Here is a 14,512-nt window from a genome sequence, read left to right on the forward strand (position 1 = left end):
TGTTAAAGTCCGGTTTTTTATTATCTATTTATTTTGTAATAGATAGCGGTGGGCTAAGAAAAGAGCACTGACGCTACGAGCTTCTGTAAAATCGGGGTGATCGAGTAAGTCCATCATTTTTGCAATAGGCCAACGTATTTGGATCAGTGGCTCAGGCTCATCCCCTTTGAGTTGCTCTGGATAAAGATTATGCGCAATGACAATGTTCATTTTGCTAGAAAAGTAAGATGGCGCCATAGAAAGCTTTGCAAGTTCTATTAATGAGTGGGCACCATAGCCAATTTCTTCTTTTAGTTCACGGTTGGCGGCTTGTAGGGCATTTTCACCAGGATCAATTGCGCCTTTGGGAAAACCAAAATCATAATTTTCGATACCTACAGCGTATTCACGAATAAGGATAAGGTTGTCATCAATGATCGGAACAATCATCACTGCTTCACGGTTCGCTGGTTTCATGCGTTCATAAATGCGTTTTTCCCCGTTACTGAACTCCAGATTAACGGATTGGATCTGAAATAATCGAGAACGGGCGATGTTATCAATGTTTAATATATTGGGTTTTTTAAGTTCTTTCATAACAGCCCCTGGCAGAATAGAGATTAACCTGAATTTAACACATTAATGACAAAATAAATCTAACAATTAGATTTAGCTTTTAAGTGAAAATTGAGTACACTCCGCAACTAAACCTAGTTATTTATTGATTTTTTGAGAATATTATTATTTATTGATCCGCTATTTTACCTGAAGATCGCGTTGTTAGTGGATATAAAATTGATAAAATAAATAAATGATAACGCGCCAAAAAAAATATAATCTATTGTATTTAAATAAAAAATAGAACAAAAGAATAGGAATTGCCTTATGTTAGGCAGGGTTTTAAATTTGTTATTGTTACTACGCAGCATCAGTATAAGTATGGGGAAAAAATGAGACTATCAGTCATTATATTGGCTATCTTGATGATAAGCCTATTTATAATGGCCGCCTTTCTATTCTTTAAAAGAAGGCGGCTTGATGGCTCACATCACCTACCCTCTCTCGCTAAACCTACTTATCGTAAGCTCACTTCTGATGACTATGGGCTTATTAGTGATTATTTATCTTATTTTGGCACCTCTGATTTCTCTTCTGGCTATTCATTACAAAACTTCCCCGAGATGCCGATTAAAGGTGAAGTCGTTACGACTTTAAGAAATATCGTCAATCGCTTTGCTGGCTCTAGTGAAGGATTAAATCATTGGCGTTATTATATTGATGCTGTAGAAATCCATATTCCCCCGCTACTTGTTCCTTATCTTCAGCAAGAAAACGTTCTCGATGTTGTTTGTACCCCTTCGATCCCCATCGTTGTTGGTGTGAATGGGCATTTCTTAAAAGATGAAAAAATTCATTTTTCTGCTTTAAGTTTAAAACAGCGCTCTGAACCTATATTGGCAAATGGTTCATCAACAATTCAAAAGAATGAAGGTGATGCGGCTCACTTATTGCAAATCCGAGAAGAAACCAACGAAGAATATCGATTACATAACTCATCTGGTTTTTGGGATGGCTCTTTTATTTGTATAGGGTTCACGTTGTGTTTAACTGCTTTAATGATGCCCCAAGTTTTTCTTCCGTGGATCTTAGCGACTGGTAGTGCTTTTCTTGCTGTGGGTATTTTTTTGATCCACAACCCGCTGATCAAACCACGTAAACAAGAAATCCACTGTTTTAAAGGGCGCTTAAAGCGCTGGGGACTTTTTGGCAATTTTGATCATGGGCAGGTAAAGAATGTTTCTTTGGGGGGGATTGATCTTGTTTATCCGCCTCATTGGGAGCCTTATATTCAAAGCGATATTGATAAGGTGACTTATTTAGAAATGTATCCAAATCATCATGTTGTAAAGCAAGGAAACTACCTTTCATTGCATGATGAAGAAAAAAATTATCCATATAAACGCTATATTAAAAATATTATTTTCGTTTTCTGGAGCCTGTTTATTATTGGCATGTTGTATCTTTATCAACCTCTGTCTCTTTCAATGAAACTCAGTTTTTCATGGCTTAAAGATACAAAACCTCATTTAGTCACCAATTTTACTGAGCTGGAAACAACTGATTTGCATGTCGGGGATATTATCCAAGCGAAAGGGGTTGGGATGTGCTACATGCCACCTAACTTATCAAGTAAAAATAATAAAACAATTTTTGCACCTTTTGATTGCTCAGGGATTTACTGGAATAACAGTAATCCAATGCCAATGCCTGAATCGAGCACGATAGAAAAAGCTGCCGCTTTATTACATATGGTCGAAGAGCAATTACATCCAGTTTCTAATAACCGAGTTAACCCAAGTTTAGGCCAAGCGATTACTAAGTCAGGGATGAACCTGTTAGATAATTTTGATGGTATTGTGTTGAAAACTCAGGATTTATGTCCACGAGAAAATGAATGCATTCGCCTGAAAATGGCACTAGTTAACTTAAGTAATGTCAATGATTGGGATGCATTGGTTCAACGAGCTGAAAGTGGTAAATTAACTGGAACTAATGTTTTATTACGTGCAGTGAGTGCTGAGGCCTTGGAAAAGCTTATCGACACCACCACATCTTCTTTTATCTACCGAGAAATAGATAAAGCCGCAATACTGTTAAATAGTCCGCCACCAGGTGGTGTGCTATTAATCAGTGATGAAAGAAAACAGCTTGTTGATTACGCTTCAAGTTCAAACTCCGTGTTTGAACCTACTCCGTTAGAACAGTGGCGAGAACTACAACGTTTATCCGATATTTTATTACATACACCTTTTGATACGGGTGGAGTAATAACGGGCATGGTTGTCGATGCGAATGGTACGTTACAGATATTTTTACATAGCCTGCCAGATTCGATGACGATGTTATATTACATCGGTAATACGTTATTATTGTTTATCGCTATTGGGTTCTTAATATTGAACCTATTTCTTATCATCCGGCGTCGGCGACAAAATAACCAACGCATGAATAAAATCAGTCTCTACTATGAGCACTGTTTTTATCGCCCTCCCCAGTAAGTCCCTTGTTGTGGAAGGCTATGTGTTTACACTATCGCCTTCATAAAGAAGTTGAAGTTAAGGAGAAAGGGATGAGTCAACCATCGCAAGAAAGTGGCGTCCGTTTAGATAAATGGCTTTGGGCCGCACGTTTTTATAAAACGCGTGCTATCGCTCGTACAATGATTGAAGGTGGCAAAGTTCACTACAATGGTGTGAGAGGTAAGCCAAGTAAAATCGTTGAAGAAGGCGCTGAAATACGCCTACGACAAGGTAATGATGAACGGACGGTAACCATTCTTATGGTAAGTTCACAGCGACAAGGTGCTACCCAAGCTCAAGCGCTTTATTGTGAAACACCTGAGAGTATTGCTAAAAGAGAAAAAATGGCTCTGGCAAGAAAAATGAATGCGTTAACAATGCCTCATCCTGAGCGTCGCCCAGATAAAAAGGAAAGACGCACCTTACTTCGCTTCAAACAGACAAATTTACAAGAATCGGATTAACCGATTCCCTGAAATGAGAGAAAATCATGTCTAAAAAAGACTCTTTATCACGTTTTTTATTCGAAAAAAACGCGGTACGTGGTGAATTGGTCAATGTGACTGAAACCTATCAATCAATGCTTGAAAATCACCATTATCCTGAGCCAGTTCAACACCTTCTGGGTGATTTGCTGGTGGCAACCAGTTTGTTAACAGCTACGCTTAAATTTGAAGGTGATATTACAGTTCAAATACAAGGTGATGGTCCTGTGCGATTAGCTGTGATCAATGGAAATAACAATCAACAAATGCGTGGTGTTGCACGTATTGGGGATGATGTTAAAGCAGGTAGTAGCTTAAAAGAGATGATCGGGAATGGTTTTATGGTCATCACGGTGACGCCAGAAAAAGGTGAGCGTTATCAAGGTATTGTTGCTCTTGATGGTGAAACTATTGAAGCATGTATTGATAACTACTTTAAGCAGTCAGAACAGTTACCTACACGAGTATTTATTCGTAGTGGTATGCAAGCGGGCAAGCCAGCTGCAGCGGGGATGTTATTACAAGTATTGCCTGCTTCAGAAGAGTTCACAGCAGAACATACAGCGGAACATTTTGAACTGCTCACACAGTTAACACACACCATCAAAGCTGAAGAGCTATTTACGCTAGAAACTAAAGAGATTTTACATCGTTTATATCACGAAGAAGATGTCACTCTTTATGATCCTCAACTTATTGAATTTCATTGCACTTGTTCGCGTGAACGCTGTGAAAATACATTAGTAACATTGTCTAAAGAAGATGTAAACCACCTGTTGCAAGAACAAGGAAATATTGATATGGAATGCGAATATTGTGGAACACATTACATCTTCACTGAAAATGATATTAATAATATCAATGCGTTAGATGATTCTGAATTACACTGATTCGATTTAGCAAGACTGTTTTATCAAAAGGACGCTATTTTGCGTCCTTTTTTATTCAATAATTTTTCTTTAGTTTTGTGCATTAGTTCTCGTTCTTAACATAAAAAAATTATAAATTTTCAAAATATTGATAACAATCGCTGTTAATTACTTGTAACACCTTAATATTATTCGTAGAAAGGTCTATTTATCAGGAGCGAAACTATGAGCGTTAAAGGTCTTACCCCTAAGGATCTCCAGCAGTACGGTATTAAGGACACAAGTGAAATCATTTATAACCCAAGCTATGAGCTGTTATTTGATGAAGAAACTAAACCAGAATTAACAGGTTATGAACGAGGTACACAAACCTCGTTAGGCGCTATTGCCGTTGATACAGGTATATTTACTGGACGTTCTCCGAAAGATAAATACATTGTTCGTGATGATGTTACTCGTGATACCGTATGGTGGGCTGATCAGGGGAAAGGTAAGAATGATAACAAGCCACTTTCACAAGAAGTGTGGGATGACTTAAAATCATTAGTAACCAACCAGCTATCAGGCAAACGTTTGTTTGTTGTCGATGCCTTTTGTGGTGCGAATGCGGATACACGTTTAAAAGTTCGTTTTATCACAGAAGTTGCTTGGCAAGCACATTTTGTTAAAAATATGTTTATTCGTCCTGAACAAGAAGAGCTGGAGAATTTCACACCAGATTTCATTGTGATGAACGGAGCGAAATGTACAAATCCAAATTGGAAGGCGCAAGGTCTGAATTCAGAAAACTTCGTTGCTTTCAATTTAACTGAACGCATTCAGTTAATTGGCGGTACTTGGTATGGTGGCGAGATGAAGAAAGGTATGTTCTCTATGATGAACTACTTCCTTCCTCTTAAAGGCATCGCTTCTATGCACTGTTCGGCAAACGTTGGCGAAAGTGGTGATGTTGCTATTTTCTTTGGTTTATCTGGTACTGGCAAAACAACACTTTCAACTGATCCTAAGCGTAAGCTGATTGGTGATGATGAACATGGTTGGGATGATGACGGCGTGTTTAACTTTGAAGGTGGATGTTATGCGAAAACTATCCATTTATCAAAAGAAGCTGAACCCGATATCTACGGTGCAATTAAACGTGATGCACTATTAGAAAATGTGGTTGTTTTAGCGGATGGCTCTGTTGATTTTGACGATGGTTCGAAAACAGAAAATACCCGCGTTTCTTACCCTATTTATCACATCGATAATATCGTTAAACCAATTTCCAAAGCTGGTCACGCTAAGAAAGTTATTTTCTTAACTGCGGATGCTTTTGGTGTGCTACCTCCTGTTTCACGTTTAACACCAGAACAGATGCAATACCACTTTTTATCAGGCTTCACCGCTAAACTTGCGGGGACCGAACGTGGTGTGACTGAGCCAACGCCAACATTCTCAGCTTGTTTTGGTGCGGCATTTTTATCACTGCACCCGACACAATATGCTGAAGTATTGGTAAAACGTATGCAAGCATCAGGTGCAAAAGCCTACTTAGTTAATACAGGTTGGAACGGAACGGGTAAGCGTATTTCGATTAAAGATACACGCGCTATCATTGATGCCATCTTAAATGGTGATATTGATAAAGCACCGACGAAAACATTACCCGTGTTTGATTTAGAGATCCCAACAGCATTACCAGGCGTTAACAGCGAAATCTTAGATCCTCGCGATACTTATGCGGATAAAACGCAATGGGATACTAAAGCAGATGATCTTGCCGATCGTTTTGTGAAAAACTTCGATAAATATACGGATACCCCTGCGGGTCAAGCGTTAACTAAAGTTGGGCCAAAACGTTAATTTTTATTAGTATGAATAAAAACACCAATCTCATAGGATGTGATTTTGGTGTTTTTTTATTTGAGATCTCTTAGATAAAAAAAAATCCCTGAAATGCGAGAAGCTTTCAGGGAATAGAAAAATAAAGTGAAATAGATTATTAGAGAAAAAGTGACTTTAGAGGGTGGATAACCCAACTATGCTGTTACAGGAGGTAAATCAAACAGTAAAACTTCACTATCTTCATCACCAACGAAACGGATCATATCTTCATTAGCAATTGCTATTCCATCACTTGTGGTCGCAATAATGTCATTAATTGCTATCTTGCCTTTCACAACTTGTAGCCAAATATGACGACCTGTTTCGGCTTGATATTGTGCTTCTTCACCTTTTTTCAGGTTCCAGCGCCATAACGTCATATCTTGAAAGACTTTTAAAGAGCCATCACGAGCATCAGGCGATAAAATAAGCTGTTTGCTTGCTGTCGTATCAAAACGACGTTGATCGTAACGTGGTGTGATACCGACGGTATTTGGCATAATCCAAATTTGGTAAAAATGCAGTCCTTTATCACTATTTGGATTATATTCTGAGTGAGTAATGCCTGTACCTGCACTCATGATTTGAAACTCACCTGCGGGAACATTTTCTTTGTTACCCATGCTGTCTTTATGCTCAATATTACCTTCAAGCACATAGGTCAAAATTTCCATGTCTTTATGTGGGTGAGTACCGAAACCTTCACCGGGTATTACGCGATCTTCATTAATAACGCGTAGTGCAGAAAATCCCATAAAATCACGATCGTAATAATTTGCGAAAGAGAAGGTATGCCAACTATCTAGCCAACCATGATTAGCGTGTCCTCTTTCATTTGCTTTGCGTAGATAAATCATAATGTGTTTCCTTCTCTGAAGTTGTTGAACACAGTTTACTCAATAGCGCAAAGTAAAAAAGCGGAGGAATTTAACCTGAGGATCCAAATAATTTGAATAAGAGAAAATAAAAACATCGAATAAGTTCTAGAAAAGAAAAAGCCAGCACCCGGCTGGCTAAAGTAAAACACTGGAAGCAATGTGAGCAATGTCGTTCTTTCATATGACCCTGAAGGAGGTGCATCTGAAAGTGATAGTAATGATAATGGTTCTCAGTATCATTTGTAAAGTCTTTTTTTTAATCAAATTAGAAAAAAGAGCCAAAAAAGTCTTAACTCACTGATTAACGAGTTATTTTATTTTAATAATTTTTTAAAATAGTAATATAACCAAATAGTTAACAATATTCTTTATGGGGTCATTTATAGGAAAAAGAAGAGAAAATATGGCAAAAAACCAGAGAAAATGGAGGGGTATAAAGCATTTTGAGTCACTACAGAGCAATACCAGAAGAAAAAGCCATCACTGATTAATGATGGCTGGTTTCCATTATATATGACTTATAAGTTTATAGAATTATAAAACCAATATTTATAACTTTAGTATTTACACATTTATTTATTATTACTCAACAAAAGTCGATTTTGATGTTGAGATAAGGCTCTGTGCACAGGCATAAGCTGAGCTCCATGCCCACTGAAAATTATATCCACCTAACCACCCCGTCACATCAACCACTTCTCCAATAAAATAGAGTCCTTTGACTTTTGTGGCTTCCATTGTTTTAGAGGAAAGGGCACGAGTATCTACGCCACCTAGTGTGACTTCTGCGGTGCGATATCCTTCAGTGCCATTGGGTTGAACTTGCCATTCTTGTAATAACGTTGCAATTTGCGTAATGCGTTCATTACTAAGTTGAGTCAGAGAAATATCAGGTAACTGTTTATTTTCTATCATTATTTCAATAAAACGCTTTGGTAATAAGCGAGAAAGCGTATTTTTTAATAATTGATTTGGGTGCTCTTGACGTTTTTCTTGTAGAAGGCTTTCAAGGTCAATATTGGGAAGTAAGTTAATACTTACATACTCACCTGGTTGCCAATAACTAGAGATTTGCAAAATAGCAGGGCCTGAAAGACCACGATGCGTAAAAAGAATGTTTTCTTTAAAATTCGTCCCATTTTTTGCTGTCACAATGGCAGGTACAGCTACGCCAGATAGTTGGCTTAATTGCTCAAGCTGGGGTTTATGTAATGTAAAAGGCACTAAGCCGGCACGAGTGGGTAAAACAGGAAGGCCAAATTGTTCTGCGACTTTATAGCCAAAAGGAGTAGCACCTAAACCAGGCATAGAAAGCCCACCACTGGCAATAACTACTGAAGATGTTGTGATAGTTTTTCCATCAACAAAAATAGTGAAGCCTACGTCAGTTTTCTCGATTTGCGTAACTTCACTACGTAAGTGAATACTTACTTTCCCTTTTTGACATTCAGTCAGTAATAAATCAACAATTTGTTGTGCTGAATCATCACAAAATAGCTGTCCTAACGTTTTCTCATGGTAGGCGATGTTATATTTTTGCACTAATTCAATAAAATCCCATTGTGTATAGCGAGCAAGCGCTGACTTACAGAAATGAGGATTCTCTGATAAATACGCTGAAGGTTCGATATACATATTGGTGAAATTACAACGTCCACCACCTGACATTAGAATTTTACGACCTGCTTTTTTGCCATTATCGAGGACTAAAACAGATAGCCCCGCTTGCCCTGCTAAAGATGCACAAAAAAGCCCCGCGGCACCTGCACCTATAATTACTGTATCGTATGATCCCACAATGATGCCTCGTTCTTAGTTTTTACTGACTACTTAATCAATGATTTTCGCGTAAGATCAGCATGTTTTTGTAAAATTATATGGAGAAATCTGTATTTTTCACCTAAATTCGTATTAGCAAGGAAAAAATTTGTCAGAAATTTACTTTTTTTTATTTTTATTAATTGGATGATATATAAGGAATTATCTTAAAAAGACTCTGATTTTGTTGGTTATCAAATCAAAAAAAGGTTAAATTTCGCTTCCACCGTTCGCATTTGTCGCTGATAATGCGCCGCGTTCATGTCCAACTAACTGGCTTAACGTCTATGCTACATTTGTTTACTGACCTAGAATTTCATACAGGTTTAATGTTGGTTTTAGCACTGATTTTTGTGCTATTTTATGAAGCTATTAACGGCTTCCATGATACCGCAAATGCGGTAGCAACAGTTATCTATACTCGTGCTATGCGTGCGCAATTTGCGGTCGTGATGGCGGGTGTATTTAACTTCCTTGGAGTTTTGCTCGGTGGTTTGAGCGTAGCTTATGCTATCGTTCACTTGTTACCGACAGATCTTCTGCTGAATGTGAGCTCAGGTCATGGCCTTGCTATGGTCTTCTCGTTGCTGTTAGCTGCCATTATCTGGAATTTAGGTACATGGTATTTTGGTATCCCAGCATCAAGTTCACATACGCTAATAGGTGCTATCATTGGTATTGGTTTAACAAATGCTATCGTGACAGATTCGTCTATCGTTGATGCGTTAAACATACCTAAAATGATCAGTATCTTCCTGTCACTCATTCTTTCTCCAATTATCGGCTTGATTATTGCAGGTGCGATGATTTTCTTACTGCGCCGTTATTGGAGTGGTACGAAAAAGCGTCGTCGTATTCACCTGACACCTGCCGAACGTGAGAAGCAAGATGGTAAGCGTAAACCGCCATTTTGGACCCGTACTGCACTGATTTTATCAGCAGTTGGGGTGAGTTTCTCTCATGGTGCAAATGATGGGCAGAAAGGTATCGGTCTTATCATGTTGGTATTAATTGGCGTAGCGCCTGCGGGCTTTGTCGTCAATATGAATGCGAGCGGATACGATATCACCAAAACTCATGATGCAGTTGTACACTTACAACAATATTATGAGAAACATCAGCCAGCGCTACAGCATGCTATTGATAATACACCAGTAGTACCAGCACAAACTGATGCTAGTGATACAGATTTTCATTGTAATAGCGCAAGAACGCCAATTGTTCTGAATCAAACAGAACTGATGCTTGCAAATATTAGCTCTTATGACGAGCTAACAGCAGACCAGCGTGCTCAAATGCGTCGATTACTTATGTGTATCGCTGATACCGCAACAGAAGTGGCTAAATTACCAGAAACTAGCGCCCAAGATGCACGGTTCTTAAAAACATTGAGTCGTGACCTGCTAAACACGGTGGAATATGCTCCGATTTGGATCATTATCGCAGTGGCATTAGCGCTCTCTATCGGGACAATGGTAGGTTGGAAACGCGTTGCAGTAACTATTGGTGAGAAAATTGGTAAAAAAGGTATGACTTACGCACAAGGGGTTTCTGCTCAGGTAACAGCAGCAGTTTCCATTGGTGTAGCAAGTTATACGGGTATGCCTGTATCAACAACACAAGTTCTGTCATCTGCAGTTGCAGGTACGATGATTGTTGATGGTGGTGGTGTTCAAACTAAGACAGTGAAAAACATTGCACTGGCTTGGATCTTAACATTACCAGTTAGCATTGGTTTATCAGGTTTACTTTATTGGATATCACTGACATTTATTGTGAATAGCTAATAGCGGTAACTTACCTAAGTTTGTTTATAAACGGTGACTTTTAGTCACCGTTTTTTGTTTTTGTCTCTACCAGAAAAGCATCGCAATTAAACTTGCGACAGCCAAAATACAAAAACGACTAACAAGATAAAATTGCCGATAGATTCGCTCGCAACGCATAATAACTTCAGGATTATGATGATTGATGTATTGGCGTTGGTTGATATAGCGGATAAGCCGCAACTGTTTTGAAAATTGCCCATGCATAGTAAAAAATCCATTACCATCCACCGATTGGTAGAGCAAAGGATCGGATTGGCGCAGTATTGTGAGTAACACCCGAATAGATGAAAAATAACGCATCATATTGATCAGGCAAAGAATACATAGCGCCCAAAAGACAACAATGACATTAAACATAATCCCCTCCCTAGAATAATAGATTCTGAGATGAGAAAATCTTTACCAATAAAGGTTACTTTTTCTCTAATTTAAGTTTAGGTGAAATTAAGCAATAAACAAAAGTGACTTTTTCAAGTTGTTTCCTTTTTTAGAAAAAAAAATAAAAAATAACTCTAAAAGGGTGTTTTTGTTGTTTTTTCTACTCAATTCTCATTATTATGATGATATTATCGGTGAATGACATCGTGCTAATCTAAAATGGTGTATATTGTTATTCATCGATAGATGCTTTCTTGATGAATTTGACATAAGTTGTGATCAAGGCAACATCTAACTTTCATCTTAAAACGTTATATTTAATACATAGGATTTAGGCTTAACCGCCTTTCCAACCGATTAATCAGCTTATGGAAGGAGTTCACGATGGCTTATAAGCATATTCTAGTGGCAGTTGATTTATCCCCTGAGAGTAACGTCTTGGTACAGAAAGCTGTATCTATGGCAAAACCCTATAATGCCAAAGTTTCCTTAATTCACGTTGATGTTAACTACTCTGATCTTTATACCGGTCTTATAGATGTCAACCTCGGTGATATGCAACAACGTATTACTGATGAAACCCGTAACGCGTTAAAAAACCTTTCTGATCAATCGGGTTATGAAATTCAAGAAACCCTGAGCGGTAGCGGCGATTTAGGTCAAGTTCTGGTTGATGCGATTAAGAAATACGATATGGATTTAGTCGTTTGTGGTCATCACCAAGACTTCTGGAGCAAATTGATGTCATCGGCACGCCAACTAATTAATACTGTGCATGTTGATATGCTAATTGTACCTCTGAAAGATGATGAATAATAATCGATTGCTTGTTTAAGCAAAAAAATGCCTGCTTATGCAGGTATTTTTTTGCCCAAAATTCCTATTTTTCTTACAGTTAAACTGAGTCAATCTTTTTTTTTTGTCTAATTATGAAAAAAATGTCTTGAAGTGTGAATACATTTTAATGATATATTCAAGAAGCAAAACAATATCAACCTCACAAAAACCCAAAAATATTCTGAATAAATGAGGTTATATCATCATCACATTACACAAAAAAGGAATAGCTGAATGAATAGATCTGGCTCTTTATCTTCGTTTTTAGAAGGGGTAGAAAAATATAACGCTCATCAGCCTGAGTATCATCAGGCGGTTCGTGAAGTTTTTACCACTTTGTGGCCTTTTTTAGAGAAAAATCCACAATATCGTGAACAATCATTACTTGAGCGTTTAGTTGAGCCTGAACGTATTATTCAGTTTCGCGTCTGTTGGTTAGATGACAAAGGGCAAGTACAAGTTAACCGTGCATGGCGTATCCAATTTAACTCAGCCATTGGACCTTACAAAGGTGGTATGCGTTTCCATCCATCAGTCAATCTCTCCATCCTAAAATTCTTAGGTTTTGAGCAAACATTTAAAAATGCATTAACGACATTGCCGATGGGGGGCGCAAAAGGTGGCTCTGATTTTAATCCTAAAGGTAAAAGTCATGGGGAAGTGATGCGTTTTTGTCAGGCTTTAATGACTGAACTTTATCGCCATTTAGGGGCTAATACAGATGTTCCTGCTGGTGACATTGGTGTGGGTGCGCGAGAAGTCGGCTTTATGGCAGGCATGATGAAAAAACTGTCTAATAGCAATGAATGTGTATTTACAGGTAAAGGTCTTTCATTCGGGGGCAGTTTAATCCGCCCAGAAGCTACTGGGTACGGTTTAGTCTACTTTACTAATGCAATGCTTAAACGTCATGGTATGTCTCTTGAGGGAATGCGTGTGGCGGTTTCTGGTGCAGGTAATGTTGCACAGTTCACTATTGAAAAATGTTTAGAGTTAGGCGCTAAAGTCATAACAGCATCAGATTCAGCTGGTACTGTGGTTGATGAAGCTGGATTTACGACAGAAAAACTCGCACGACTCACTGAAATTAAAAATAATTACGGTCGTGTTGAAGAGTATGCCAAAGAATTTGGTTTAACCTATCTTGAAGGGCAACAACCTTGGGCTGTTCCTGTTGATATTGCTCTACCTTGTGCAACACAAAATGAATTAGATCTAGAGGCTGCAAAAGTCTTGATCAACAATGGCGTTAAAGCCGTTGCGGAAGGTGCGAATATGCCAACAACGATTGCAGCAACAGATGCCTTTATTGAAGCGGGTGTCCTTTTTGCACCAGGAAAAGCCGCTAATGCCGGTGGTGTTGCAACCTCTGGTTTAGAGATGGCGCAAAATGCGGCACGTTTAAGCTGGAAAGCAGAGAAAGTGGATGCTCGCTTACATCACATCATGTTAGATATTCACCATGCTTGTGTGAATTACGGTGGTGAAGGTAAGCAGACTAATTATATTCAAGGCGCGAACATTGCTGGTTTTGTTAAAGTCGCTGATGCAATGCTGGCGCAAGGCGTACTGTAAAATTTATTAATTCTGAACGGGTGTTTAACACCCGTCAGATCCCCGACGAACCTTCCTTGGTTTACCTATCTCATCTTTATCTAATTTTTCATCTGCTATCCTTAAAAAAGAGGCACTTTATAAAGTGATTATTTTTGTGGGAGGTATTTATGGCTATGCAGATAGATTTTACTTTACCAAATAAAGTCGCTGTTATTACGGGGGGAGCTGCAGGAATTGGGTTATCTATTGCGAAAATGTTTATTGAGAAAGGAGCAAAAGTTGCGCTATTAGATAGATCAGAGCAAGTGGAACAGGTTGCTCAGCAATTAAATAGTGCAGTAGGTATTCAATGTGATATCTCAAGCGAAGATTCGGTAAAAAAAGCTGTACATTCTGTATTAGAAGAATTTGATCGTATTGATATTTTAGTTAATTGTGCAGGCATTGTAGCATTAGCACCCGCGGAGTCTCTCTCGCTTGAAGATTGGAATAAAACGCTATCAGTGAATCTAACGGGGACTTTTTTGTTATGCCAAGAAGTTGGGCGACACATGTTACAGCGAGGACAAGGTAAGATAATCAATCTTGCTTCTCAAGCGGGGGTGATAGCACTGCCCGAGCATATCGCCTATTGTGCTACCAAAGCGGGCGTTATTGGTATGACACAAGTTCTTGCATTAGAATGGGCACCTAAAGGCTTACAAATCAATGCGATATCACCCACAATTGTGATGACCGATTTAGGTAAAAAAGCTTGGGAAGGTGAGAAAGGTGAAAAGATGAAAGCTCAAATTCCAGCCCAACGCTTTGCAGAACCTGAAGAGATTGCTGCTGCTGCTGTTTTTTTAGCAAGTAATGCTTCAGATATGATAAATGGTCATAATCTTGTTATTGATGGTGGGTATAGTATTCAATAATCAGAAATTAGAAGAAAAG

Annotated in this window: 12 protein-coding genes; 8 read left to right on the plus strand and 4 right to left on the minus strand. The window is 38.4% G+C overall.

Going from position 1 to position 14,512, the window contains the following annotated elements; genetic code table 11:
• Positions 1 to 24 precede the first annotated feature (24 nt).
• Positions 25 to 576: an ADP compounds hydrolase NudE gene (nudE, locus tag GWI59_RS03030; RefSeq protein ID WP_006534397.1), complete on the minus strand. Its 552-nt coding sequence runs from the start codon at positions 574 to 576 to the stop codon at positions 25 to 27.
• A 353-nt stretch (positions 577 to 929) separates the two neighbouring features.
• On the opposite strand from nudE, the gene umoB reads away from it, so the two are divergent.
• The 4 genes from umoB (at position 930) to pckA (ending at position 6,258) form a co-directional block, all read left to right on the plus strand.
• Positions 930 to 3,038, plus strand: coding sequence for a flagellar biogenesis regulator UmoB (umoB, locus tag GWI59_RS03035; RefSeq protein WP_161723940.1), 2,109 nt, complete (start codon positions 930 to 932; stop codon positions 3,036 to 3,038).
• Positions 3,039 to 3,109: 71 nt separating this feature from the next.
• Positions 3,110 to 3,523: a ribosome-associated heat shock protein Hsp15 gene (hslR, locus tag GWI59_RS03040; RefSeq protein WP_072065031.1), complete on the plus strand. Its 414-nt coding sequence runs from the start codon at positions 3,110 to 3,112 to the stop codon at positions 3,521 to 3,523.
• 26 nt (positions 3,524 to 3,549) lie between these two features.
• On the plus strand, positions 3,550 to 4,434 hold the full coding sequence (gene hslO / locus GWI59_RS03045; RefSeq protein ID WP_161723942.1) for an Hsp33 family molecular chaperone HslO: 885 nt from the start codon (positions 3,550 to 3,552) through the stop codon (positions 4,432 to 4,434).
• A gap of 204 nt (positions 4,435 to 4,638) precedes the next feature.
• Positions 4,639 to 6,258 (plus strand): phosphoenolpyruvate carboxykinase (ATP), encoded by a 1,620-nt coding sequence (pckA, locus tag GWI59_RS03050; protein ID WP_161723944.1) that lies wholly within the window; start codon positions 4,639 to 4,641, stop codon positions 6,256 to 6,258.
• Between the two features lie 176 nt (positions 6,259 to 6,434).
• On the opposite strand, the gene GWI59_RS03055 is transcribed toward pckA, so the two are convergent.
• Both GWI59_RS03055 and GWI59_RS03060 read right to left on the minus strand, forming a co-directional pair.
• Positions 6,435 to 7,136 (minus strand): pirin family protein, encoded by a 702-nt coding sequence (locus GWI59_RS03055; protein ID WP_109399433.1) that lies wholly within the window; start codon positions 7,134 to 7,136, stop codon positions 6,435 to 6,437.
• 603 nt (positions 7,137 to 7,739) lie between these two features.
• Positions 7,740 to 8,954 carry an NAD(P)/FAD-dependent oxidoreductase gene (locus GWI59_RS03060; RefSeq protein ID WP_109848556.1) on the minus strand — a complete coding sequence of 405 codons (1,215 nt, stop codon included), beginning with the start codon at positions 8,952 to 8,954 and terminating at the stop codon, positions 7,740 to 7,742.
• 308 nt (positions 8,955 to 9,262) lie between these two features.
• On the opposite strand from GWI59_RS03060, the gene pitA reads away from it, so the two are divergent.
• Positions 9,263 to 10,762 (plus strand): inorganic phosphate transporter PitA, encoded by a 1,500-nt coding sequence (gene pitA / locus GWI59_RS03065; protein WP_115065702.1) that lies wholly within the window; start codon positions 9,263 to 9,265, stop codon positions 10,760 to 10,762.
• Positions 10,763 to 10,828: 66 nt separating this feature from the next.
• Here the strand turns inward: pitA and uspB are convergent, their stop codons facing one another.
• Entirely contained in the window at positions 10,829 to 11,161 is a 333-nt protein-coding gene (uspB, locus tag GWI59_RS03070; RefSeq protein WP_006534411.1) for a universal stress protein UspB, read from the minus strand.
• Between the two features lie 405 nt (positions 11,162 to 11,566).
• On the opposite strand from uspB, the gene uspA reads away from it, so the two are divergent.
• The 3 genes from uspA to GWI59_RS03085 all read left to right on the plus strand — a co-directional run bounded on the left by uspA (position 11,567) and on the right by GWI59_RS03085 (position 14,493).
• Entirely contained in the window at positions 11,567 to 11,998 is a 432-nt protein-coding gene (uspA, locus tag GWI59_RS03075; RefSeq protein ID WP_072065023.1) for a universal stress protein UspA, read from the plus strand.
• Positions 11,999 to 12,253: 255 nt separating this feature from the next.
• Positions 12,254 to 13,594, plus strand: coding sequence for an NADP-specific glutamate dehydrogenase (gdhA, locus tag GWI59_RS03080; RefSeq protein ID WP_109399429.1), 1,341 nt, complete (start codon positions 12,254 to 12,256; stop codon positions 13,592 to 13,594).
• A 149-nt stretch (positions 13,595 to 13,743) separates the two neighbouring features.
• Positions 13,744 to 14,493: an SDR family oxidoreductase gene (locus GWI59_RS03085; RefSeq protein ID WP_006534418.1), complete on the plus strand. Its 750-nt coding sequence runs from the start codon at positions 13,744 to 13,746 to the stop codon at positions 14,491 to 14,493.
• The last annotated feature ends 19 nt before the right edge of the window (positions 14,494 to 14,512 follow it).

Source organism: Proteus sp. G2673 (assembly GCF_009915125.1).
GTDB classification, from domain to species: domain Bacteria; phylum Pseudomonadota; class Gammaproteobacteria; order Enterobacterales; family Enterobacteriaceae; genus Proteus; species Proteus penneri.